At 58.2% G+C, this 25176-nt stretch carries 19 protein-coding genes; 7 read left to right on the top strand and 12 right to left on the bottom strand.

The genetic code is table 11. The features are described from left to right. Positions 1-147 precede the first annotated feature (147 nt). Positions 148-1950 carry a translation elongation factor 4 gene (gene lepA, locus AC5S26_RS00975; RefSeq protein WP_494182974.1) on the bottom strand — a complete coding sequence of 601 codons (1803 nt, stop codon included), beginning with the start codon at positions 1948-1950 and terminating at the stop codon, positions 148-150. Between the two features lie 188 nt (positions 1951-2138). Here lepA and AC5S26_RS00970 point away from each other — a divergent pair, with 188 nt between their 5' ends. Then, positions 2139-3923, top strand: coding sequence for a LysM peptidoglycan-binding domain-containing protein (locus tag AC5S26_RS00970; RefSeq protein WP_494182973.1), 1785 nt, complete (start codon positions 2139-2141; stop codon positions 3921-3923). Between the two features lie 174 nt (positions 3924-4097). Continuing rightward, entirely contained in the window at positions 4098-4910 is an 813-nt protein-coding gene (locus tag AC5S26_RS00965; RefSeq protein ID WP_494182972.1) for a hypothetical protein, read from the top strand. A gap of 81 nt (positions 4911-4991) precedes the next feature. Here AC5S26_RS00965 and AC5S26_RS00960 read toward each other — a convergent pair whose 3' ends face one another. From AC5S26_RS00960 to AC5S26_RS00935, 6 genes are all read right to left on the bottom strand, one after another. Beyond that, a complete protein-coding gene (locus tag AC5S26_RS00960; RefSeq protein WP_494184588.1) occupies positions 4992-5534 on the bottom strand; it encodes a peroxiredoxin in 543 nt (180 codons plus the stop codon). A 222-nt stretch (positions 5535-5756) separates the two neighbouring features. Continuing rightward, the gene (locus tag AC5S26_RS00955; protein WP_494182971.1) at positions 5757-6638 is read right to left on the bottom strand and encodes an LpxI family protein; all 882 of its coding nucleotides are present in this window, start codon (positions 6636-6638) and stop codon (positions 5757-5759) included. Between the two features lie 35 nt (positions 6639-6673). Then, a complete protein-coding gene (lpxA, locus tag AC5S26_RS00950; RefSeq protein ID WP_494182970.1) occupies positions 6674-7459 on the bottom strand; it encodes an acyl-ACP--UDP-N-acetylglucosamine O-acyltransferase in 786 nt (261 codons plus the stop codon). Further along, positions 7456-7983: a 3-hydroxyacyl-ACP dehydratase FabZ gene (gene fabZ / locus AC5S26_RS00945; protein WP_494182969.1), complete on the bottom strand. Its 528-nt coding sequence runs from the start codon at positions 7981-7983 to the stop codon at positions 7456-7458. The genes lpxA and fabZ overlap by 4 nt, the downstream gene beginning before the upstream one ends. 70 nt (positions 7984-8053) lie before the next feature. Further along, positions 8054-8908 (bottom strand): hypothetical protein, encoded by an 855-nt coding sequence (locus tag AC5S26_RS00940; protein WP_494182968.1) that lies wholly within the window; start codon positions 8906-8908, stop codon positions 8054-8056. Between the two features lie 11 nt (positions 8909-8919). Further along, positions 8920-9711 (bottom strand): SDR family NAD(P)-dependent oxidoreductase, encoded by a 792-nt coding sequence (locus tag AC5S26_RS00935; RefSeq protein ID WP_494182967.1) that lies wholly within the window; start codon positions 9709-9711, stop codon positions 8920-8922. A gap of 98 nt (positions 9712-9809) precedes the next feature. Between AC5S26_RS00935 and AC5S26_RS00930 the strand changes: the two genes are divergently transcribed. Further along, positions 9810-10211, top strand: coding sequence for a DoxX family protein (locus tag AC5S26_RS00930; RefSeq protein WP_494182966.1), 402 nt, complete (start codon positions 9810-9812; stop codon positions 10209-10211). A gap of 26 nt (positions 10212-10237) precedes the next feature. On the opposite strand, the gene AC5S26_RS00925 is transcribed toward AC5S26_RS00930, so the two are convergent. Next, positions 10238-10642: an MmcQ/YjbR family DNA-binding protein gene (locus AC5S26_RS00925; protein ID WP_494182965.1), complete on the bottom strand. Its 405-nt coding sequence runs from the start codon at positions 10640-10642 to the stop codon at positions 10238-10240. A gap of 352 nt (positions 10643-10994) precedes the next feature. After that, positions 10995-11405 carry a DUF3253 domain-containing protein gene (locus AC5S26_RS00920; protein ID WP_494182964.1) on the bottom strand — a complete coding sequence of 137 codons (411 nt, stop codon included), beginning with the start codon at positions 11403-11405 and terminating at the stop codon, positions 10995-10997. Positions 11406-11483: 78 nt separating this feature from the next. Here AC5S26_RS00920 and tyrS point away from each other — a divergent pair, with 78 nt between their 5' ends. Then, positions 11484-12731, top strand: coding sequence for a tyrosine--tRNA ligase (gene tyrS / locus AC5S26_RS00915; protein WP_494182963.1), 1248 nt, complete (start codon positions 11484-11486; stop codon positions 12729-12731). 102 nt (positions 12732-12833) lie between these two features. Then, positions 12834-13781, top strand: a complete 948-nt coding sequence (locus AC5S26_RS00910; protein WP_494182962.1) for an oxidoreductase — start codon at positions 12834-12836, stop codon at positions 13779-13781. Positions 13782-13817: 36 nt separating this feature from the next. Here the strand turns inward: AC5S26_RS00910 and AC5S26_RS00905 are convergent, their stop codons facing one another. The 3 genes from AC5S26_RS00905 to AC5S26_RS00895 all read right to left on the bottom strand — a co-directional run bounded on the left by AC5S26_RS00905 (position 13818) and on the right by AC5S26_RS00895 (position 22345). Beyond that, the gene (locus tag AC5S26_RS00905; RefSeq protein WP_494182961.1) at positions 13818-16109 is read right to left on the bottom strand and encodes a GH92 family glycosyl hydrolase; all 2292 of its coding nucleotides are present in this window, start codon (positions 16107-16109) and stop codon (positions 13818-13820) included. Between the two features lie 57 nt (positions 16110-16166). After that, on the bottom strand, positions 16167-18617 hold the full coding sequence (locus AC5S26_RS00900) for a YVTN family beta-propeller repeat protein (protein WP_494182960.1): 2451 nt from the start codon (positions 18615-18617) through the stop codon (positions 16167-16169). A 227-nt stretch (positions 18618-18844) separates the two neighbouring features. Further along, a complete protein-coding gene (locus tag AC5S26_RS00895) occupies positions 18845-22345 on the bottom strand; it encodes a carboxypeptidase-like regulatory domain-containing protein (protein ID WP_494182959.1) in 3501 nt (1166 codons plus the stop codon). A 356-nt stretch (positions 22346-22701) separates the two neighbouring features. Here AC5S26_RS00895 and AC5S26_RS00890 point away from each other — a divergent pair, with 356 nt between their 5' ends. Both AC5S26_RS00890 and AC5S26_RS00885 read left to right on the top strand, forming a co-directional pair. After that, positions 22702-24135 carry a hypothetical protein gene (locus tag AC5S26_RS00890; protein ID WP_494182958.1) on the top strand — a complete coding sequence of 478 codons (1434 nt, stop codon included), beginning with the start codon at positions 22702-22704 and terminating at the stop codon, positions 24133-24135. 133 nt (positions 24136-24268) lie between these two features. Further along, positions 24269-25135 carry a class II fructose-bisphosphate aldolase gene (locus tag AC5S26_RS00885; RefSeq protein ID WP_494182957.1) on the top strand — a complete coding sequence of 289 codons (867 nt, stop codon included), beginning with the start codon at positions 24269-24271 and terminating at the stop codon, positions 25133-25135. Positions 25136-25176 lie beyond the last annotated feature (41 nt).

Below are 25176 nucleotides of genomic sequence, written 5' to 3'. Positions count from 1 at the left end.
CAAAGTGCAACAGAACCGGGGCAGTGACATAAGTCGCAAAAAGAACGGGATCAGTAGTTTCCACAGACGAAAGTTACTAGATTGTTACTGATGCTTGAGCGCTACGAATAAAAAGCGGCGATGTATGGAATATTTTGCATGATTCCATCAATCTTCCCCCACTTTGAGAACCGCTAAAAATGCTTCCTGCGGAATATCCACTTTGCCGATTCGCTTCATGCGTTTCTTGCCTTCTTTCTGCTTATCGAGCAGCTTGCGCTTGCGGCTGATATCCCCGCCATAGCATTTGGCGATGACGTTTTTACGAATGGCGGTGACGGTGGAGCGGGCGATAATCTTGGAGCCGATGGCGGCCTGGATGGCGACCTCAAACATCTGGCGCGGAATGAGTTCGCGCATCTTTTCCACGAGTACCTTGCCGCGGTCATAGGCGGAGTCGCGGTGGACGATGAGCGAGAGCGCGTCGACCGGGTCTCCGCCTATGAGAATGTCCATTTTGACCATGGGAGAGGTCCAGGTTCCTGCCAAGTGGTAGTCCAGCGAGGCGTAGCCGCGGCTGACGGTTTTGAGGCGGTCGTAGAAATCGAGCACAATCTCGTTGAGGGGAAGCTCGTAAGTGAGCATGACGCGGGTCTCGGAGACGTACTCGAAGTTCTGTTGACGGCCGCGTTTGTCTTCGACGAGTTTGAGGATTCCGCCAACATACTCTTCGTTGGTGAGAATCTTGGCGGTGATGACGGGCTCTTCAATCTGCTCGATCTCGGACGGGTCTGGCCAGCGGGAGGGATTGTCGACCTCGACGACGGAGCCGTCGGTAAGGGTGATTTTGTAACGCACGCCAGGGGCAGTGGTGATGAGGTCGAGGTCGTATTCGCGCTCGAGCCGTTCCTGAATAATTTCGAGATGGAGCAGGCCGAGGAAGCCGCAGCGGAAGCCGAAGCCGAGAGCGACGGAGGACTCGGGTTCAAAGGAGAAGCTGGCGTCGTTGAGGCGGAGTTTTTCGAGGGCGTCGCGGAGCAGAGCGTGCTCGTGCGAATCGACGGTGTAGAGACCGGCGAAGACCATGCTCTTGATGTCTTCGAAACCGGGGAGAGCCTCCGCGCAGGGGTGGTCGAACTCGGTGATCGTGTCACCGACCTTGGTGTCGGCAACGTTTTTAATCGTGGCAACGAAGAAGCCGACTTCTCCGGCGGACAACTCTTCGAGGGGAACGGGCTTCGGCGTCATGACGCCCATGGAGTCGACGTCGAAGGTCTTTCCGTTGGACATGACCTTGATCTTCATGTCCTTCCGCAGCTTGCCGTTGATGATGCGAGCGAGAACGATGACGCCTCTGTAGGGATCGAACCAGCTATCGAAGATGAGGGCCTGGAGCCGGGCTTCGGGATCTCCCTGCGGAGGAGGGAGCAGAGTCACGACGGCCTCGAGGATGTCGGCAACGTTGAGGCCGGTTTTGGCGGAGACAGCGATGGCGTCGGAAGCTGGTAAGCCGACGGATTTTTCGATCATCTGCTTGGTGCGCTCGATATCGGCGGAGGGCAGATCGATCTTGTTGATGATGGGAATAATTTCGAGGCCACCGGCGATAGCGAGGTAGGCGTTGGCGAGAGTCTGAGCCTCGACACCCTGTGACGCATCCACAACCAGAAGCGCGCCTTCGCAGGAGGCCAGCGAACGCGAAACCTCATAGCTGAAATCTACGTGGCCAGGCGTGTCGATCAGATTCAATTGATAGGTTTCGCCATCCTTCGCCTTGTACATCATGCGGACGGTGTGAGCCTTGATGGTGATGCCGCGTTCGCGCTCCAGGTCCATCGCGTCCAGCACCTGCGCATGCATCTCGCGCGAGGTGAGCGAGCCGGTCAGTTCAAGCAGCCGGTCCGACAGGGTGGATTTGCCATGGTCGATGTGAGCGATGATCGCGAAATTTCGGATGTGACTGGGATCCATACGGTGGGTCGCAACGCCTCAATCTATCGATGATATCAGCGTGTCGGGCCGTCGCGATGCGAGCGCTGGAGCGCAAATGCAAAGTCTGCTCGGGTTTCCTGCTCCGCGACGTCATACAATGAGCAGGAACGATGCATCGGTTGAAGAGAAACAATCTGACAGGGCGATGTGCGCTGATGGTGGCGTGTATGCCATTGCTTCTGCTCGCTGGATGTCCACAGGACAATGCGAGCCAGGCGGCGGGCGCGCCGGGCAAGGTTCCCGCTCAGGCGACGGCTCCTGCCGTGACGGGAGCCCCGGCGGCCAGTGGAACTCAACCCACGCCGAACACGACGGCGCAGACCGTGGAAGATTCCGCCAAGGCATACAAAGCACAGCAGCTCATCGCACGCGTGGAGCAGACCTATCACAGCGGAGTGAACAACTACCGCGCCGGCCATCTTGAAGCTGCGCGGGCCGACTTCGATTCCGCAGTCGACCAAATGCTGACCAGCGGGTTGGACCTGAAGGGCGATCCACAGCTGAACGACGAGTTTGAACATCTGCTGGATGCAGTCAACTCGCTGGAGATCGCCGCGCTCAAGCAAGGCAACGGCTTCTCGCCCGCAATCGAAGCGGCTCCTCTGGACGCGGCCAACGAGGTAACCTTTCCCGCCAACGCCGCACTGACCGCACAGCTTTCGGCAGAGCTCAAGACCACCCAGTCCGATTTTCCTCTTGTGGTGAATGACTACGTCGCCGGTTTCATCAGTTATTTTGCGAATTCACCAGCTGGCCATGCTCATCTCCTGCGCTCTTTGGAGCGTGCGGGCAAGTACAAGGACAGGATCTCGCAGATCCTGCGTGAAGAAGGGGTTCCACAGGATCTCATCTATCTTGCTGTTGCGGAGTCAGGCTTTCAGCCGCAGGCGCTCAATGCGCGCTCAGGAGCCGGAGGCATGTGGCAGTTCATGCCGTTTGCCGGAGCCTATGGCCTCGCGCGCAATGGATGGGTCGACGAGCGTTTCGATCCGGAGAAGTCTTCGCGTGCCTACGCGCGCTATATCAAGTCGCTCTACAACCAGTTTGGAGATTGGTACCTGGCGATGGCAGCCTACGACTGGGGTCCGGGCTACGTGCAACGTGCCGTAATGAAGACAGGCTATGCGGACTTCTGGGAGTTGTATCGCCGAGGCGTGTTGCCTGGGGAGACGAAGAACTACGTTCCCGGCATCATCGCGGCCATCATTATGGCGAAGAATCCTTCCCAATATGGGCTGGACAAACTGGTTCCAGAGTCGCCTGTTATCTCCGACACGGCGACTGTCGATTACGCGATCGATCTTCATCTGGTGGCCGATCTCACCGATGCGTCGCTGCAGGAGATCGTCGCATTGAATCCGAGCCTGCTGCGTATGAGCACTCCTCAGGAGATGCCCTTCGATCTGCATATTCCCCCCGGAACGCTCGATGCGTTTCAGGCTCGCGTGAAGGAGATTCCCGTGGATAAGCGATCAAGCTGGCGCTTCCATGTCGTAAAGGCAAACGAATCGCTGGACACGATTGCAACGCTCCTGCATGCCCGTGCAACCGACATCGCCGAGACGAATAGCCTTGCGAAAGGAGAGAGCCTAGACGAGGGCGATGAGCTGGTCGTGCCCGTGACGGTGGCGGCAACCACGCACGCGCAGCACTACAAACTTCGAAGTGGCGACACGCTCATTACCGTTGCCGATCGTTTTGGTGTCTCGGTGGAAGCTCTCCGTCGTTGGAACCATCTCTCTTCGAACGTAGTCAAGACCGGCCGTACTTTGACGGTGGCTGAACCGGTAAAGCTGGCTCCTCATACGAGGGTGCGTGGTAAGAGTTCACGCAGCAAAACCGCACATCATTCCACTTCCACCTCTTCACAAAAATCGACTCATGCCTCCTCGAAGACATCGAATGCGAAGCCGAAATCTTCTTCCAAATCGAAATCGAAAGCTGCACGATAAGCTTCCCTGCGAAAAAGAGTGCTTGCCATTGCTGGCGCTGAGAGGCATCCTGTTGCTAGAATCACGTGCCAGGATCAAAGGCGGGATTAGGTTTGCATTGAACGGGATGAAGAGATTTAAGACAGTGCATGCGATTGAAGTAGAGAAGTCAAAGCAGCCAGGGGATAAGCGATCATGATGTTTGAAGACGAGACGATCAAGTTCCACGCAGCGGCCGCGGACGATAACGATTTTGAAGATGACGATGATCTCGGCCGCCAGTTCCTCGAAGATGAAGAAGAAGAAGAAGTGCTCATCTCCTCCGATGACGATGACGATGACACTCTCGACCGGGAAGAGAGCAACGAGATTTTTGGCAGGGAAGAGACCGAGGGGGACGACCGTGCTGAGGATGCCAAGATCTTTGCCCCGGCCCCGACCAGCTCGCAGCCTTATACGCCGGCTACGCGAGAGTCGGTGGTTCCTTATAGCGAACCGGTCGCACCAGCGGTGAAGCGAACCCCCGCGAAGAAAGCGTCCGCGAAAAAGGCACCTGCGAAGAAGGTTGCACCTGCGAAAAAGGCCACGGCGAAGAAGGTCGCAGCCAAGAAAGCTCCCCTGAAGAAGGCATCGAAAAAGATTGTCGCTAAGAAGAGTTCAGCGAAGAAGGTGGCTGCTAAAAAGGCAGTCAAAAAAGGCGTGAAAACGTCCGTTCCTTCGAAAACGAGATCTGCCGCGAAGAAAGCCGGGACTCAGCGCGGCGGCAAGGTCGCCTCAAAAAAGGCGGCCCGTAACACGGTTCCGGCAAGAAGTAAAAAATCTATGAAGAGAGGTACTAATAACTTGGCAACGAAGAAAGCAGCAAAAAAGGCAACGAAGAAGGCAGTGAAGAAGGCTCCTGCAAAGAAGGCAGCCAAGAAGGCTCCTGCAAAGAAGGCAGCCAAGAAGACCACTGCAAAGAAGGCAGCTAAGAAGACCGCTGCAAAGAAGACAGCTGCAAAGAAGTAAACACGATCTACTAAGGCAAGCAAAAAGGCCCGGTCTGCTCCACGTGAGCGCCCGGGCCTTTTTGCGTCTACAGGAATCCTGCTACTTCTTGTTCGCTGCGATCTCCGCCAGTACCTCTTCGCTGTGCTTCTGTACGTCTACCTTCGGCCACACCTTGACGACCTTGCCCGCTGGCGAGATCAGGAAAGTCTGGCGGCTGGCAAACTTCATATCGCCATGGGCCATCACGGGAACGCCATAGGCATCGACGACCTTATGGTCAGGATCGGCGAGCAGCTTGAAGCTGAAGGTATCCTTTGCGCACCATGCCTTATGGCCTTCGACCGTGTCGAGGCTTACGCCCAGCACGACTGCATTTGCGGCATCGTACTTCGCCATATCGCGCTGAAAGTTATGTGCTTCGATTGTGCAACCCGTCGTCTGGTCCTTTGGGTAGAAATACAGCACAACCCACTTTCCCTTGTAATCCGTCAGGCTTACCGGCTTGTCTTCCTGCGACGGCAGGGTGAAATTCGGAGCGGCCGAGCCCGCCTGTACCTCATCTGCGGCAGCATGAGCCTTCATCCCAAACCCGCACGCTGCAACAACACCAAGAACCACTGCGATCCACATTCCTTTGCGCATCATCGCTCCCCTTTTGTAAAGCATTCTTTAAAGACGGATTTTGACCCGGTAAGACGCGCGTGGGCACCCGCGCATCGCAATTTTACGCCGTAGAGACAATTCAACGCGCGTAACGGGGTGCTGGATCATTTTTTCGTGCGGTACATCCGGTCATTCTGAGCGTAGGTGGGAGATCGCCTTGAACGAAGTCGAAAGGGGAATCCCTCAATCTCCCGATTCATCCTATTCGGCTACGATAGCGATCCCGGCTCCATCGGCTGCAGTGACGATCGCGGCGGGATCGAACATCAGCGTCCTCCCAGCCTCCAGAGCCAGGCAGGTCGCGCCGGCTTGCTGCATGGTGCGTATTGTCGGAACTCCGACCACCGGAACGTCGAAGCGCATGTCCTGGTTAGGTTTGGCTACCTTTACAACCGTCAGCGAGCGCCGCAGCGTCGAATCCACACGGCCATTTTCACGAACTGCGTCTTCGGCATCGAGTGTACGGAAGAGCGCGCCTGCGCGCTCAATCGTGGCGTCGGTTCCTTCCATGGCCTCGACAGCTACGCAGGCCTGCGCGGCCACCACAACTGTCTGGCCCAGATCGTAGCTCGCTATCGCACGTGCCACAGTGCGGCCATAGGCGATATCCTTCTGCTCCTGCTCATCGGGAGCGCGGCGGGTGAGCACGCCGGGTTTGGCAAGCAGAGGCTCAAGAAACTGCGTTGACGAGATCAGCTCGATGCCTTCGTCGCCAAGTACCTTGGCTACGGCGCCAAGCAACACATCCGTGGATCGCGTGCGCAGGTTCAGCAGCAACTTCGCAAGGCGCCAATCCGGTCGGATGCTCGAGAAGATCTGCTTATGCTTCACCTGCCCTGCCATGACGGCTCGGCTGACGCCCTCGGCGTGGAAGGTCTCGATCAGCCGCGACAGCTCGCCCAGCGACATCCAGTGCACACGAACACTGGGATCGGCTGCTGCTCGCATATTGATCGCCGGATCGGTCTCCTCCTTGATAGCAGCGACGACGACCACCAGGCCGTGTGCGCGGGCTGCGTCGAGAAGGAGGAAAGGGAAGTGCCCATTGCCTGCGATCAGACCGAGCTTAGAGGGAGTCGTCATTGCTGTCGCATCACCGTATGCCAGAGAGTGGAGTCCTACTTGATCACGCCGCGCTGGCTCTTCGCGATGAAGTCGGCGAGATAGGCGACCTTATCTCCGAACTCACCTAGGGCGATCTTCTCGCGGATGGCTGCGACTGCCTCAGTCGTGTTGAGCTTCGAGGCCTGCAACAGCTTGTAGGCGGCGCGGAGCTGCTTGATCTCTTCGGGCGTGAAGCCCTTGCGCTCAAGACCGATCCGGTTGATCCCGTACGCGTGATTGTTGCGCTCGATGCTGGTCAGGGAGTAGGGAAGCACGTCCTGCGTGATGGTCGTGCCTCCGCCGATATACGCATGCGTGCCGATGGTGCAAAACTGGTGTACGGGATTCAGCGCTCCTACGACAGCATGGTCCTCCACCGTAACGTGTCCTGCAAGCGTGGCGCCATTGGCCAGGATGCAGCCATCGCCGATCACCGAGTCGTGTCCGATATGGGTGTAGGCCATGATCAGGCAGCCCGAACCAACGCGCGTCAAGCCACCGCCGCCTGTGGTGCCGCGCGAGATCGTCACATATTCGCGGAAGTCGTTCTTGTCGCCGATCACCAGCTGCGTCGGCTCGCCTTTGTACTTCAGGTCCTGCGGCGCAATCCCCAAGCATGCAAAGGAAAACACGCGGTTGTCCGAGCCCATCGTCAGGTGCCCATCCAACACTACGTGGGAGACCAGCTCGCATCGCTCCCCCAGCACAACGCTTTCGCCGACGGTGCAGAAGGGGCCGATCGTGCAGCTGTCGGGAATCTCCGCTCCTTTCGCGATGATCGCTGTGGGGTGGATGCTCACTCGGGCTTCGCCTCGGCTTTTTGGGCGGCTCGGGGAACCAGCGCGCACATCACCGTGGCCTCGCAGACCACCTTGCCTTCCACGGTTGCTATGCCCTGCATTCTCACTGCCGTTGAGCGCCAGTTCAGCACCTTCACCTCGATGCGAACCTGATCTCCCGGAACTACAGGCTTGCGGAACTTTGCCGAGTCGATTCCGGTGAAGACCATCAGCTTATTTCCGCGGTCGGGAATTTCCGTCAGCAGGAGAGCCCCACCAGCTTGCGCGATCGCTTCGACCATCAGGACGCCCGGCATGATGGGATAGTCTGGGAAATGTCCTTGGAACTGTGGCTCATTGAGAGATACGTTCTTGATCGCGACAATGCGCTTCCTGGGTTCGATCTCGATTACGCGGTCGATCAGAAGAAAGGGATAGCGATGGGGCAGGATGGACATGATCTGGAGAATGTCCATGGTCTGGTTTGCCGCCGGCATCTCGGTCGCCGAGGGCGGAACTGCTGGTTTTTCAGTCGATTCACTCATGGCAGACCTGAGTATAAACCGCTGGGGCGAAGAGCTTCCCCAGGGTAACCCCTAAAATGTCGAAAGCTGATTACTTCTTCTTCAGCAGGTTATCGGGGTTGAACAGATCCGGAGAGAGCGCCTGGTCGTAGGCCACCTTGGTCAGGAAGCGTTGGTTGACCATATCGCCGTTGTGGTAGCGAGTGATGTTGTAGGGCGTGGGAAGGCCTTGCACAGTGTGGTAGTCGTCGTAGGTCTCGGCCTCTTCGTCGAAGTCCTTGAAGGTCTCATTCCTCCACTTGAAGGTTCGGCGCAGCGGAAGGTGGGTGGTGGCGTCGAGCTCGATGGTAACGGCGTCATTATTAGCACTCAGCACGGTCACTTTATCCGCCATGCGGCGCTCGACCATGGTTGAACGTTCAGCGATGACCATCACGCCCGGGGCTTTCATCCAGTCTCGTACTACGCTTTCAACGGAATGGTTCTGGCGCCGATAGTAGTCCGCAACCTGATCTTTGGGTAGGGTCGTCCGGCCTTTGTAGGTCACTTCATAGCCATTGCCGTCCTTCCAGATCTGAACAACGTCGATCTTCTTGCCGGGCAGAATCATGCTTTTATCGCTCAGGAAACCGATGCGCTCAGCTTCGCCCTCGGGAGCGGCCCGAAACCGTCGCCAACCCGTGTACTCGATGACGCTACCGTTCGGAGCGTTGTGAAAGAACGCGGCCGTGCGCCCCGAGACCAGCATATCTTTCCGGTTGAACCATGCTTCGCCTCCCAGCGCCTCAACCATCTGATCCAGCAGCTTCTTTCCCAGCTGCTCCTGGGTCATGCCTGAGTGGCCAGTGGGGTCCGCGCTCGGAATAGCGCTCGCCTGTGCCAACATCGGCACGCTCATCGTCACCATCAATTCAATTCCAAGAAACAAGGCAAGGAAGAACTTCATCCACGCTCCAGTCAACCAGCAAGTACGGCACCGCCGTTAACATTGAATATCTCACCCGAGACAAACCCCGCCAAAGGCGTGCAAAGAAACAGGATTGGTCCGGCGATCTCTTCAACCCGCGCCGGGCGTCCTAGCGGAATCGTCGCCAGCACCTTCTTGGACGTCTCCGGATGCGCGAGGGCAGCGGCAGACATTTCGGTATCGACCCATCCCGGCGCCACGCAGTTGCAGTAGATGCCGTCGCCTGCCAGCTCGCTGGAGAGACTTTTTGTCATGCTGACCAGCGCGCCTTTGCTCGCCGCATAATCGGCATGGAAGGCCTCTCCGCGCTGAGCCGCTGTCGAAGCGACCAGTACGATGTGGCCGCGAACACCCATCTGCGGCTCCTGCTTCTGCATCTGGGCTACAGCCCCACGCACCAGCCCGAAGGTGCTGTCGAGGTTGATTCCGAGGGTTGAGCGCCACTGCTCATCGGTCATGGAGCCGATCGGAGCGTCATGGGGTGGCCAGACGCCATGGTTTACCACCAGGCAATCCAACCTGCCGAATGCCTCGATCGCGGCGCGTACCAGGGCTGTGCCGTCCGAGGGGGTTTCCAGCTCCTGTTTCCGGCTTCGGCAAAACTCCGGTCCGCCCCAAGCAGTTTCCAGCTCCTGTGCCTGCGCTTCCGCCGTCCGGAAGTTGAAGAAAACCCTCGCTCCGGCCTGGCGAAACATTCGCACCGACGCTGCTCCAATCCCGCGTGAACCTCCTGTGATCAGCGCGGTCTTACCCGTGAGCGAGAGCGGAACGCCCTTTTCCATTACATTTTCCATACGCTGACGCTAACCAATCCACTATGATGGTGCAACTTCAACGGAGCGCCGCACGCAGTCCAGTTCACCCTCAAGGAGAATTGCTCGTGAAGATCGCCGTTCTCATCGCCCGCATCCTTCTCGGTCTCGTGTTCACCATCTTCGGAGTGAACACCTTCCTCCACTTCATCCCCATGACGCCCCCACCGGGAGATCCAGGCGTCTTCTTCGGACTCCTTTTCAAATACGGCTGGTTCGTATTTATCGGAATCCTTTACATCGTTGCAGGCGTGCTTCTCCTGATCGGTCGTTACGTGGGAGTCGCGCTCACCATCCTGGGCCCGATCATCGTGGTCATCCTGCTCTTTCACATCACGATGAACCCACAAGGCATCGGGCCCCCACTTTTTCTCGCGCTTTTGGAAATCTTTCTTATCTACGCGCACTGGCACCACTTCGGCCCGGTTCTGAATGGGAATCACAACCATAACAACCAGAATCCCCGCTGAAATGTGCGGTGTTGGCTTATGAGATTTCAGCGCTTTTTGGTTGCGGGCGTCTTTTTGCGTTCTGCGATCAGCTGTCTTTGTTCGCTCTTTGGCATCGCGAGCACATTGCGAACGCGTTTCGGTAGCTTCTCGGTCACGACTGCATGCGCGGCCGCCAATTCACTCTTCCATTCGGCTGTCCGGAAAGCGTCCCATCGTTCCAACGCCACCCAGTACGCTCTCGCGAGGTAGGGAGCGGGGAGAACGCCTTCGAGCTCCAGTAGCTCTGCATAGCGTTCCGGTCCGGCGCAATACGAGATCACGGCCCGGCCATCTCCATCCAGGTTGATGAGGGCAAACATCTTTCCGCCGATTGCCTTGTCGCCCACCCAGAAGACCAGATTCGCGCCCCATTGCATCGTCTCGACCACGTGGGGCATCTGCAGCAGCATTTTACGGATCTGTTCGGCGTCCATGCGTCAGAGTATAGAGCCGGGGCCGGGAGTCAGGCGGCCTTCGGATTAGGTTTACCCTGCTTCTCGAGCCTGGAGGCTGCCGCAGTCTTCTGAGTCGCCCTCCGCGTTGTCTTACTGTGCGGGCCGGGTTCGGGTTTGCAGCTTCCCTTCGTCCCGGGACGCTTCCCGGGTGTGGGCTCAAATCCCGGCCAGCAGCGGTTGCTCTCTTTCGCGTTAGCCCGTTTTGCACTCTTCTTTGCGCTGGTTCGTTTCGCTGTGCGTTTCTTTGCAGTAGCCATCCTTATGAGAAGTCGTTCGTGGCCGTGAGGAGGCCTATCCCCGGCAGGTTTTATCGAAATCGAAGACGGATCGGGCCGCGGACCTGTGCGGGATCGATCAACTTGTTCTTCTGGGTCATGACGATTCTTCCGGCCTTCGCCAATCTCCGCGCAGCCTCCCGGGATGGCTCCATCAGGGCTTCCCAATCGCGCCGTGTCGCAGTTCCGCCGACCAGCTTCGCGGCCTCTGAAGGGCAGATCGATTTCCCCTCTCCGCGCTCGCGCAACAGCTCAAGAATGGCCGCTTCAAGCTCTTCGGCTTTGTCGTCCTCTGCATAACCGCTGCATTGCGGACTGCAATACTTCGCGATATCCCAGTCCTTGGCGCGCTTTTCGGTCCACGAGAAGGCCCGCCTGCAGGTCTTGCAGATCTTGTCCTTCGGGGGTGTCGGGCGTTCGGGTTTACGTCTTCGATCCGGCATTGTGTCGGGGAGAGCCGCTCTTTAGCCCTCGGCTTCTTTATTCTTTGCTCCCCGGTCTCTTTATACTGAAAAACGACCATGTCGACATTTCCATCCGTAGAAGACCAGCTCGACCTCATCACCAAAGGTGCGGCAGAGATCATTCCCGTTGAGGCACTCAAAGAGCGCATCCAGCAATCCATCGCGTCCGGCAAGCCTATGCGCATCAAGGCCGGCTTTGATCCGACGGCTCCAGACCTCCACCTCGGCCACACCGTGCTGATCCGCAAGCTTCGCCACTTCCAGCAGTTGGGCCACACGGTCATCTTTCTTATCGGGGACTCGACCGCTCTCATCGGTGATCCCACCGGCCGCAACGTCACGCGCAAGCCCCTGACGCCTGAGCAGATCGCCGCCAACGCTGAGACGTACAAGGAGCAGGTCTTCAAAATTCTCGATCCCGAGAAGACCGAGATCCGCTACAACTCCGAGTGGTTGGACAAGCTCAGCTACTACGACATGGTCAAGCTGATGGCGCAGTTCACGGTCTCGCAGATGCTCGAGCGCGAGGACTTCCACAAGCGTTTCCAGTCCGAGCAGCCCATCTCCCTCCATGAGATCATCTACCCCATTGCCCAGGGCTACGACTCGGTCGCCCTCCACAACGACGTCGAGCTCGGGGGGACCGACCAGAAGTTCAACCTCATGCGTGGCCGCGACCTGCAGCGGCATTTCTCTCAGCCACAGCAGATCATCCTGATGACCCCGATCCTCGAGGGACTGGACGGCGTGCAAAAGATGTCGAAGTCGCTGAACAACGCCATCGGCATCCACGAGCTCCCGTTCGAGATGTATGGCAAGCTGATGTCGATCTCCGATGACCTGATGTGGAAGTACTGGACGCTGCTGACCGACCTGCGAGGCTCCGAGATTGCCGCCATGCAGGAGGAGGTCGCTGCCGGTACGCTGCATCCCATGCAGGCCAAGAAGAACCTGGCGCATGCCATCACACGCGACTTCCACTCCCAGGGTGAGGCCGATGCCGCCGCCGAGAACTGGGCCACGCAATTCCAACAGCGTGCCGTCAGCGAGGACGTTCCCGTGGTTCAGGTCGCCCGCGATGCGGAAGGACTTGTCGCTGCGGAGAGCAACGCTCTGCGCGTTCCAAAGTTACTACAGTTGACCGGCCTTGCCGCGTCCGCCGGGGAGGCGACACGCAAGCTCAGCGAAAATGCGGTCAGCATCAACGGCGCAAAGTACATCGATCGAACCATTCCGATGGATGAGCTTGGCCCGAGTCCGGTGCTCCGTCTAGGGAAACGGGCTGTTCGCGTGCAGTGGGCGTAGAGGCTCTTTGATCGGTATCTCCAAGGCTGTTATGGAGGTAGCGAGAGATTGAGGAGTTAAATTTGAAACTCCCTTCGTTCTCGCGCGTCAAAACCTCAACCTATGAATGCCCCCTGGAAGGCAGAGCACATCCCAAACCTGTCAGGTCGGCGTTTCCTGATTACTGGCGCCAATAGCGGTATCGGCTATAGCGCCGCTTTGAAGCTGGCCCGCAAGGATGCCGAACTGATTCTCGCCTGCCGTGACCTCAGCAAGGGACAGGCCGCAGTGGCGCGTCTTAGGGAAGAGGCGCCCGGTGCGCGGGTAGAAGTAGCTTCGCTCGATCTTGCCTCGCTGGCCTCGGTCCGCGACTTCGCGGAAAAAGAACTGGCACGTCAACGCCCGCTGCACGTTCTCATTAACAATGCAGGCGTGATGGCGGTTCCACGCCGTACCTTGACCTCCGATGGATTCGAGATGCAGTTCGGAACCAATGTGCTGGGCCACTTTGCTCTGACCGGTTTGCTATGGCCCGCGCTCGAACAGGCTGCCGCAGGGGCGACCGAGCCTGCTCGCGTCGTGACGATCGCCTCGATCGCTCATAAGCGGACCCATCTGGAACTGGAAGACCTGCAGTCCGCTAGAGCTTACTCTCCGATGCGCGCCTATCAACAGTCCAAGCTGGCGAACCTGATGCTCGCGCTGGAGCTCAGCCGTCGCGTGCGCGCAAAAGGATCTCATGTGCTGAGCATTGCAGCGCATCCCGGCGTCGCCTCGACGGCGCTCTTCCGCACTGACGAGCGTTCGGGGGTGGCCAAAATGCTTCGTACTGCGATTGGGCACGGCATCAGCATCTTCCTTAACGATGAGGCGGAGGGCGCTCTCCCCACCCTCTATGCTGCGACCTCACCGGATGCGGAAAACGGCGGGTACTACGGCCCTCAGCAGATCGGAGAGATGAAAGGCGAGGTCGTCGGCCCCGCGAAGATAGCGCCGCATGCGCGCGACGAAGCGCTGGCGGCGAAGCTATGGGAGAGATGCAGCGATCTGACCGGAGTCGACTTTGCCTGACGCTTCATGTGTGGGCAAACCGACTCCTCCCTCGTTTTATCGAGTGGCCGTCGACAAACACCCTCGCACATCGGCGTCGCTCAGGGAAGGCGGTGGCGTTACCGTTCCCCACTTTGAGGGCGAAGATCCCATCGTCAACACGAGAGTAGCGCCGTCTTTAATCTGCGCATGACGAAACCAGCTCGTCGGCAGATCCTGTCCATTGAGTGTGGCGGACTGGACATAGCGATTCAGCCCTGATGGATCGAAGCCCTTCGCCACAATACGCAGATGCTTCCCATTGCCTAGGCTCAGAGAGGCGTCCGGCACGGAAGGCGAGCTGATGAGATACACATCCTGGCCGGCAACCGGGAAGATACCTATGGTCTGGAACAGGAGCCAGCTGGACATCGCGCCCGAATCATCGTTGCCCGGGATGCCAGCACGCGTGTCGGTGAAGGCCTTTTCCAGCAGCAGGTGCGCGATGTCGGCACTCTTGTCCGGGCGTCCGCTGTAGTTATAGAGCACCGGCATCAGAAATCCCGGTTCGTTGGATACATCGAAGTGCCCGCGGAAAAAGATGAAATCCATCCGAGCATTAAACTGCTTCACTCCGCCTGCCATCTCGATCAGGCGGCGCATGTCCTGTGGCGCATAGAGGGAGTACGTCCAGATATCGCCCTCGTACATGAAGTCCGGCCATGTGCCCCGGACAACCAGGTACGGGTCGGCCCAGGTGCCATCAGGATTGCGTGGCCGCAGGAAACCCTTGAAGCCGAGCCTCGTCATGTTCGGGTCCCAGAGATGCTCGAAGTTGTGCGTGCGTGCCAGGGCGCGAGCTGCCTCCTTCGTCTGCCCCAGGCCGCAGGCGACCTCCGCAATCGCAAAGTCGTCGTAGGCGTACTCCACGGTGCGTGAGCCTGCGCGTTCGTCAGCGGTCGTGATGTACCCCAGCTTGTTGTAGTCCTTAAGTCCGCCGCGGCCTTCCTTCTGCGCGTTCTGCGGAGGCACCTCGGCGTCATGCAGCATCGCCTGGAAAGCTGTGGCGTAGTCGATGCCGGTTAGCCCCTTCACATAGGCATCGGCTACGACCACGTTCGCATTGGAACCGCCCTGTGTGCGGCCATTGTCGTTGCCGCTGCGAGCGTCGGGCATATAGCCGGTGTGGCGGTAAATATCGACCAGCGAGCGGATGATATCGCGCTGGCGATCCGGCGAAATGAGCGTGAGCAGGGGACTGGAGCTGCGGAACGTGTCCCAGATTGCGTAGTAGTCGTCGTAATACGGCTCGGTGGACGACCAGCCCGGGTTCTCGCCCGTACGATCAACCGGCATCATCATCACGTGGTACATCGCCGTGTAGAGCTTTCGCCGCTGCGCGTCTGTTTCGCCGACCAACTGCAGCTTGCCCAGCTCCTTATTCCACTGCGCCGTGTTCGCGCGATGAACCGCATCGAAGCTCCATCCAGGAATCTCCGTCTGGATGTTCTGCCGGGCCTGGTCGGCACTGATGAAGGAGATGCCGACCTTCGCCTGTACGGTTTGATGAGCATGCGCGTGGAAGTCAAACGTGACGCCGATCGGCTTGTCTTCTGTGACGATAGCGTCACGATCCGCGGTCAGAGCCGGTCCCGTCCAGATCTGGACCTTCGTCGCGGGTGTGTCCAGCAGCATGTCATAGAACACGCGGTACTCCCCGCCCTTGTTCCATCCACCGCGAAAGCGTGCCACGCCCTGCACCTCGCGATCGGAGAGCACATGGACCTCTGCGCCCAGGAAGTTCTGCGACTCCGATCCTGGGCCAAGCCCCAGCGCCGCCGCCACGTTTACGGTCAGGTGCGCATCGGCATTGTTCATGAAGGTATAGCGGTGGAATCCGACACGACGGCTGCTCGTCAGCTCTGCACGCACGTTGTAGCGCGTCAGCGTTGCCGCATAGTAGCCAACCTGAGCAACCTCATCCGTGCGCGGGGACTTGATGTCGCCGATATCCAATGGACCCGTCACCGGAGCTACAAGGACGTTGCCGTACTTGCCTTGCGCACCGCTCAGATGCAGATGCGAGAAGCCGAGGATCACTCCGTTGCTCCAATATCCGAAGCCGGAACGGCGCCCGTCGAAGGTCTCTATGTCCGGACCCACCTTCAGCATGCCGAACGGCACTGTCGAGCCCACGAAGGTGTTGCCGCCCCAATCCACGCCAATGAAAGGATCTACGTTGCGCGTGAAGTCCGTTCCGGTGGGCTTGCCTCCGGCTGGCTTCTGTGCGGCCGAAGATCCTGATGTACCCATCGCGAGTGCAAGCAGCATGGGAAACGTACGAAGAATGGCACGATGTCGATAGGTCATGGATTAGTTGCCTTTTTTGGATACTGGCGGTGCCCTCCGGATGTGGAGCGTGCCAGGCTAGTCTTTATCTTTTTCCTTCACGTCGCTTGCATCGATGAGCGGGCGAAAGCGATGAACAGGAGCCGGTACCGGTGCGTCCGCGCCTTTGATGGAGCGCCAGAGAACGCGATTCAGCGCATGCATCGGCGCGCGGTCTACATCGGAGAAATCCATCCTACTGCTTTCTTCCGCTCCGTAGGACTTCGCATTGTTCTTTACATTCACGTCGATTTGCGGCTCGATGGCTTTGAAGGGAGTGATCAGGGGCTGTGTATCAAAGCTCGCGTAGAGCGGCATTGCTGCCGCGTCATACTGACTCATAGGTGGCAGACCAAGCAACAGCTCAATGCTGCGTACAAAGGAACTTGTCGAATAGAGTGTGCTGTCCACGACACCCCGCTTTACATAGGGACTTAGCACCAGTCCTACGGTGCGCCGCGCATCGACGTGATCGGGGCCGTCCTGTGCATCGTCTTCAATGATGAAGATCGCGGTATTCGGCCAGTAGTGGCTATGCGTTACCGCGTCTACCAGCTGCCCGATGGCGAAGTCGTTGTTTGCTACCATCGCCTGGGGAGTATATGCGCCCGGCGCGGTGCCCTTGGTATGGTCCTCCGGCATGCTCATAATGACGAAGTTTGGAAAGCGCTTGCTGGGATCGGGATTGTCGTAGTTCTTTTCATACTCATGGAACTCGCGCAGGAAGACCGTGACGTTGGCGGTATCGCGCTGTCTCGATCCCAGGTAATCGGAGGCTACGTGTCCTACCAGGCCGCCCGAGCCGGGAGCCGCGTCCATCGTGGTGCCCGTGCTGGCGCGCGCTGCATATTCGCCATAGGAGCGATAGGTGAGACCCTTCCGCGCAGCCAGATCCCACAGGTGCCCTGCGGAGGGCACATACGCCCGCGCGCGCGCAGCATCGCTACGGCCGGCATAGGTTGGCGGCCAGTAGCGCTCGTTGAAGTCCGTCGCGTACGCCGAGTCTGACCACGAGTGACCGTCGACGGAGACCTCGCCGTCGCAATACAGGTTGTCCAGCACGACATATTGCCGCGCCAGCGCATGTTGATTCGGCGTAATCTTCTCGCCAAAGATCGTCAGCTCCGGATCGCCATTGGCGCCCTTCAGATCGCCGAACTCCTGATCGTAGGTGCGGTTCTCTTTGATGATGTAAATCACGTGCTGAATGGGCGTGGGCACGCCAACGCCCTGCGGCAGAATCGTAGGTGCATGCGGCGGCCGCGCTTCGGAGAGAAGGCTGTCGTTGTACGGTGTGTTCTCCACGACCTGGTGTGTCCAGCGTGGCAGCTCCTTTTGCAGCTGCATCAGCGGAAGCACTTCAATACTGCTCTTCTGTACCGTCTTTACGGTCTCGTCGCCATTGAAGTTGGAAGCTAGCGGACTTCCCGGCCCCTTGCGATCCGGATGTCCCTCTTCACCCTTGCTGTTGCCGATGTAGAGCGTATTGCCGTGATCGGCAAGCGTCATCGCAGAAGGGTACCAACCGGTAGGGATGAAGCCGCGAACGCTGCTGTGTTCACGGTTCGAGATCCGAATCACGGCGATGGAGTTATTGTCGGCATTTGCAGCAAACAGGAGCTGCCGCCGCTCATCGATCAGCAATGAGTCCGGCGTGGAACCCTCGGGAGCCAGCGGAGTTAGTGTCGTGGAAAGTCGCTCCAGCAACTGCAACGACCTGGTATCGATGACATGGATGGTGTTGTCGTTCGAACATGCCACGAAGAGTCGGCCATCCTTGGCCAGTTTCATGTCATTCGGATTCATTCCGACATGCAGCGTGCGGACGACCTTATTGGTCGCCGTGTCGATGACACTGACCGATTCACTGGACCAGTTGGAGACGAAAAGACGCTTGCTGTCCGGCGTCAGCACGGTCTCATAGGGGTTGATCTCGACCGGAATGCGGGTGACGATCGCGTGCGTTTTCAGGTCAAAGACCACCACATTGCTGGGTCCAAGCCCCGTACCTCGGTTTGCCGCATACAGCAGATGCTTGCCCGGTAGAACGGCGACGCCTGACCACCAGACCTGCCGCGGGTCGATCGTCTCAACATATTCATTGACCGGTTTATCGCTCAGTCGCCCATTGTCGTAGTGAAATTCATAGATGGGGGCAGCGCTCTGGGCAATTCTCTTGGCTCCGGTGGCATTCCCGCCGGAGACGAAGAGGCTGTGCCCATCCGGGGACCAGGTCATGCCCAGCCAGGTAGTCTTCAGTTCAATGTGCTGGATCTCACGCTGCGATTTGGTATCGAGCACTACGATGCCATGCGGCTGATAGCCGGAGTGGCTCGCCACAACAATACGGCCGTCGGGCGAGGTCACCATCTTAAGCGTCATGTCTTCCAGAGTGTCGATAGGCTTTCCTGCAGGCGTAATACGCCATCCATTCGGCAGGTCGAATCCGCTGGGGATTGCGTGCGGTCGTTCTTTCGTTGCTTCGCCCATCGTTCGCGGCTGCTTTGACTTGACGCCATTTTCCTGTGCTAATGCTCCGAGACAGGTCAAAGCGAGAAGCGATGCGCAAAGGGTTCGTACGATAGGCAGAGACATTTGTTCGTGCTTTCAGAAGCTCGGGTGAGATTTTGCGCTTTAGGTTTTTATGCTGTGTTCAGTCTCAGGAGCCAGAGGCGGACAGAAAGCTTCTGCCCGCCTCTGCAGGGTGCGAGGAATATTTAGAAGGTGTAGCGAAGGCTGGCCTGCATCGAGCGCTGGCCGGTCTTGCTGGTCACTCGTCCGAAAGTCGATTTCGCTAAGTTGGAGGGATTGTAGTCAGCGGGGTTCACGTCCGGAGGCGACAGGTTCGGGTGGTTCGGAAAGTCGAAGGCTTCGAAGCGGAAGGTGAAGTACTGATTCTCGAAAGTATTGAAGCGCTTCTGCAAGCCGGCGTTGAAGTTCATCACGCCAGGAGCGCGAAGGATGTTGCGGTTGTGCTGTGTAGTGAAGGTGTTAGGGGCGGGCGCCGTGAACGCCGCAGGATTGAACCAGAAGTTCTGATCGGATCCTGTCGAGAACTTTCCTTGGGCTCCCAGGCTGGCACCATCGGCGACGGAGTAAAATTGCGCACCGCCACCGGTTCCGACACCAGCGATATCCGATCCCGTCGTAACCGAGAGGGGAGTACCGGTCTGGAAGTTATAGATCTGCGAGAGCTGCCATCCGCCGAGGACTTCATTTGCCAGACGGCTGTTGCTGTGGAATGGAATCTCGGCGATGGCATTCATCGTGAGAGCCTGGCGGATGTCATAGTCCGCAGGACCGCACAGGTACTTCGTATCGTAGAAGTTGGGAAGGAAGTTCTTCTGGAACGACCCGCAGTCATCTGCGTGAGCGAAGGTGTAGGCAACACCGAAGCTCAGGCCCCTCTGGAAGCGATGGTTGACGTCGATCTGCAGACCGTTATATGCAGAGCCAGAGCCCTGAGAGACGATGGTGATTGGACCATAGCCAGCATAAGGACGGTATGAGTTGATGTTGAGTCCGGCATTCTTCGCTGCTGCTGTCGAGCCCGTCGGAGCCTGGTTCATATTCGCCTGAAATTGGCCGTGAATTCCGCGACGACCTACATAAGCCACGCCAACTACGGTGTTGAAGGGAAGCTCACGCTCAACCGAGAGGTTCCAGACATAGGCCTCAGGTTGCGGTGAGCTGCGATCCACGCGTCCGGAGATCGTCGGGAACGACCCTTGCGAGCTGCCGCCGGGGTTGTCGACGCTTCCACCGCTGATACCAGCGTAGGACTGTAGAGGTGGCGCGCCTCCTTCGAATACGCCGTCGGAGACACCCTGGCGGCTCATGTAGCGGCCGAAACCAGAACGCAGAACGGTCTTTGAATTGATGGCATACGACAGTCCCAGGCGCGGCTGGAAGCTCGTGTAATGAACGTCGATGTAGCCACGCGGCAAGTTGTGGAAGAGATGGTCGGCCGTGGCGGTATTTGCCAGAGGAACGTGTGCCTTGGCGCTATCGGTAAAGCCGTTGCCGAACAGAACCGTTCCGTTCAGAGGATCGCCGGAACCGGGGATTGGGTTGCCGTTGTTGTCGAGCTTTACAGCATTGGCTGGATTGTAGAAGGCCGGATCGAAGGTACCGATGTTATTCCAAAGACTGTAGAAAGGACGGATGATCGAGTAGCGTAGGCCGTAATCCAGATGCAGCTTGGAAGAGACTTTCCATGAATCCTGCGCAAAGAAGTCGAACATATTTGCGCGATAAGGAGTCTCGGCACGCGCACCGACCTCAGCATAGCTCTGGAAGACTCCCAGCGCGGCATCAGCCACATCGAGTCCCGTACCGGCTGGATTCAGCTTGGAAAACTCGAATTTTCCGTTCTGGTTGTTTGTCTGTCCGGGCACGGTGTTCTGGCCGGAGATCTGGTCGTCGTCGTTGTACTGGGCGCGCTCATACAACACGCCGGCGCGCAGGGTATGGTTGCCGAAGATGTGGGTAAAGGTGTCGGCATAGTCGAAGACAGCTCCCTGAGAGTGCGAGGGATAGGCGCTGCCGTCCATTGTGGTTACGGGGCTGTCGTCGAACTGAACGGTTGGGATTTTATTAGGAAGGTCCTTGCCGTCGGGGAAGAGGAAGGGATAGTTGATGCCATAGCGAGTGCGGTCATAGAGGCCGCTGCTCGTGTCGATGAAGAGGCGGTCTGCGTTGTGCGCCACGGTGACCATCACTTCGTTCATGGTGTTAGGGCTGAAGGTACGGACCCAGTCGAGCGAAGACGTTTGGGCAGGGCGATTGAAGATACGCGGCACGACACTATAGGCTGCGGAGAACGGATTGTCCTCGTAGTAGTAGAAGTGGGTCAGACGGAAGCGGATGTAATCCTTGTCTGTCGGGATGATGTCGAGGTTTCCGGTATCGATCTGTTGGTTCTGCGGATGCTTGGCGACCTGCAGCAGGTTTTGCGTTCCAACCAGAAAGCCCGGAGTCGGGGTGGGGAAGGATGTCAACAGGCCGACTCCGTTGGCGCTCAGACGATCTTTCGGAATAATGTTCCCTGGGAAGCACGCCGGTCCGCCGCTCTGCGGATCGCATGTACCCGCTGCCTTAGGATCGCGGATATGCGTAGCGATGGAAGAGAAGTCACCGTCGCGGAAGGCGGGATTCGGCACCGTAGCGGGCTTGGTATCCGTTGCAGGGTAGTGAACGAATGCTTCCGAGTAGAGGAAGAAGACCTTGCCCTTGGGCAGTACGTGTGGGACGTACAGCGGACCGTTTACGCTGAAGCCGAACTGGTTATAGGTGAAGGGAGCCACGTAGTTCGACTTCACGCTCCTGGGCACTGTCGGGTCGTTGTTATTCGTGGCATGGTTGCGAACCCAGGTATTGGCATTGAGAAGGGGGTTCTGCATGTACTCATAGAGCGAACCGTGGAACTTATTGGTACCCGCCTTGGTAATAATGCGAACCTGTCCACCGATCGAACGGCCATATTCGGCTGGGTAGTTTGTTGCCAGGACCTGGACCTCCTGCACATTTTCGAGGTCCACCACGCCGGTGGAGTCGCCGTTGGCGCGGACGCGCACGGCTACGGCTCCGTCATAGGTCACCAGGTTGTCGCGCTCGCGCGCGCCGTTGATGTTCAGTCCGCCGAGGCCTGTGCTGAACTGAAAACTCGAGACGTTACCGGTGGTGCTGGTGACACCGGCTTTCAGCAGAGCCAGCGAAATGGGATTGCGTCCGCTGAGAGGGAGCATCTCCGCCTGCTTGCTGGTAATCACGCGGCCAAGGACGGTGCTGTCCGTCTGGATGCTGGTCTCCTGTGCGTCTACTTGAACGGTCTCGGTGACGCTTCCCGAGTGCAGCTGGAGATTCGCCGTTGTGGACACCGCCGGATCCAGGATGTTCCCTTTGCTGGTCAACAGCTGGAAGGTCGGAGCCTGTACCACGATGGTGTAGCGCCCGGGTGACAGGCTGGGAATCGTGTAGTATCCCGAATCGTTCGTTACCGCCTTGTGTCCCGCTCCGGTCGCCTCGTCGGTTACGGTCACGGAGGCGCCGTGCACCAGCGCTCCAGATTGGTCGGTAATCGTTCCTGAGACGCCGGAAAGATCGGACTGCGCGAACATGGGCAAAGCGAAGCATGCGAGTGCGCATGCCATGAGCACCGCGATAGGTCGCCGGAGCTTCCGCTGCGAAGAGACAAGGGTGTGCCAGAACTTGATCACTGCATTGACCTCAAAGGGAGAAAATTTTGCTCACGAGCCGGCGCAACGCCTGCCTGAAACGGTCCTACAACTCAGCTCATGGATTGCCTTGATCATCCCGAAGCGAGCGCGGCGTCACAAGGGGTTTGGCCCCCGGGAACGAGGCCCGGCCACGGCTGCGGAGATGCAAGCAAAGAACTTATCGCATCGTGTTCACGGAATATTCATTGACGGGCAGCACTCCGTACCCGTGTAAATCCACGGGGTGCAAACCATCTGCACCCCGTGGATTTGCACGCATCTCCCGCCAGTCACGCCGGCCCTGTTCACAGCACATTCATGAAATGCACCTAGCTTAATAGTTGAGACGATCATCGATGATGCAAACCCCGGAGCCGCCATCAGAGATCCCGGATGAACCTGCAATGCAGTTGCTGCTCGACACGGGCAAAGTAAAGATCGACTCGCACCCCGACGACCCTCGATGGCAGCTTGCATGGCGCATTGCCACCAGCGGTACCCTTGGTAGGTCCCGCCTGCTGGCGAGATTTCTGCTCTTCACCGTCGACCGGCATATTCGTGGCCGCACCGACGAGATTACAGAGCAGCAGATCGGCATCCTGATCTTCGACAGGGCCGAAGGCTATGACTCAAACGAAGACAATATTGTTCGCAGCTATGCCCGGAAGCTCCGCCGCCGAATCGACGATTATTACGCGAGCGAAGGCAAGGATGAGGCGATGTACCTTGAGATCCCGCGGGGAGGATATGCTCCGGCTTTCACCTCCCGGGACTTCGCCGGAGATGCTCCTGCTACGGGCGATGCTCTGTTTAGCGGAACGCACGACGCTGGGCAGGATCATGATTCGCCTGTTCCGCAGGACAGTTCGCAACCCGATCTGGAACCCCGTTCGGCAACGCAAAGTCTACTCGTGTCACGCCGGTTTCTCCGGCGGCACGGTGTTTTCCTCGCCCTGTGTATCAGCGTACTGGCTACGCTTTCATTGATTGCGATCCGGTTCCCGCGCCTCCTCAGACCAGATGCTGGGTTCTCGGCAGACGCCGCATCCAAAGGCCTTTGGCGGCAGATTTTTATGGCAAACCGCGATACCTTTGTCGTGCCGTCCGATGACGGCCTGGTCATCATGCAGCGGCTCACGGAGCGGCCAGTGCCGCTCGCAAGCTATATCAACGGCAGCTATCGCAACAGCAACAGCCAGGGTAACCAGAGCGATGCGGAGATCCTGAAACTTGGATCCCGGCGCTACACCAGTATCGTGGACCTTGACTTCGCCGTACATCTCGCGCAAATCAGTGGAGTCGATCCAACGCGCTTGATCGTCCGCTACGCGCGGGACCTGCGCATGGACGATCTTCGGACAGGAAATGCTGTGTTAATTGGATCCATTGAATCCAACCCATGGATTCAGATCTTTGAACCGCAGATGAACTTCCATCAGAGAGTCAGCACAAATCCAGAGATTCCCTCTGGTTATCTCAATCCACATCCCCGGCCGGGCGAAAGCGACATCTACCGCGCGCCCGGGAAGGGCCACACCTACGGTCTGATCGCTTACCTGCCTAATCTCTCATCCACGGGCCATATCCTCATCGTAGGGGGCCTCAATACTGCGGGCACGCAGGCCGCCACCAACTTCCTGCTTACTCCCTCTCTGATGGAGCCGACCTTGCGGCGTGCCGGAGGTGCCCACGGCCAGATCCGATCCTTCGAGCTCCTGGTCAGCGCCAGCGACTTTTCATCCAATGCATCCGCACCGCAAATCATTGCGGAACGCATCGACGGGCACTGAGTATAGCCTCTGCTCCGAAGTGAGATTCCCCACGCCGCGGATGCTTACGGTTTCGCGGCAACAGCGTCCTTGAAATCGCCAGTAGAATTATTTTGTGAGGGTTCGCAACCGCGGCCTAAACGTAGGAGTTTATATGCTCAGCTTACGCAATGTTTTGGCACAGGCTCAAAAAGATGGCGTGGCGGTCGGCCATTTCAATATCTCCGATTTCGTGACCTTGAAAGCGGTCTTTGCATCCGCGCAGGAGTTGAAGGTTCCCGTCGTCGTCGGTGCATCCGAAGGCGAGCGCAAATTTCTCGGAGTGCGCCAGATCGCAGCCCAGGTGCTAAGCCTGCGCGAAGAATTCGATTTTCCAATCTTCCTGAATGCGGACCACACACACTCCCTCGAGGGCGCGATCGAAGCGGCTAAAGCTGGCTTCGACTCCATCGTCTTCGACCTCTCCGCTCTGCCGTTTGAAGAGAACGTGCGTCAGACCAAAGCAGCGGTCGAGGCCCTGAAAGCAATCAATCCCGCCATCCTGATCGAGGGAGAGATTGGCGATATCGGGACTGGTTCGGAGATTCATGACGTGGCTCCCGACCTGTCGAAGGGGTTGACCTCTCCTGAAGAGGCAAAACAGTATGTTGACGCCACGGGAATCGACATACTGGCCCCGGCGGTGGGCAATATGCATGGAATGCTTCATAGCATGGTGCAGGGCAAGACCAAGAAGCGACTGGACCTCGCAAGAATTGCACAAATCAAGAGTGCTACGAATGTTCTGATTACCTTGCATGGCGGATCGGGAACAGACGATGAGGACTTTCGAAAGGCGATCGTCGCGGGAATCAACATCGTCCACATCAACACCGAATTACGAGTTGCGTGGAGGCGGGGCCTGGAGGAAGGCCTGGCGAAACAGCCCCAGGAGGTCGTCCCTTACAAGATTTTGCCTGCCGCCGTCGAAGCTGTGAAGCAGGTGGCCACTTCACGTTTGAAACTCTTCAACAACTTGTAGCCGTAGGTGCTTTTTGTCTGGACGGAGCATGTGGGCAGAAG

This window comes from Edaphobacter sp. FHG110511_03 (assembly GCF_059115365.1).
This window is presented reverse-complemented; position numbering and strand designations above follow the sequence as displayed.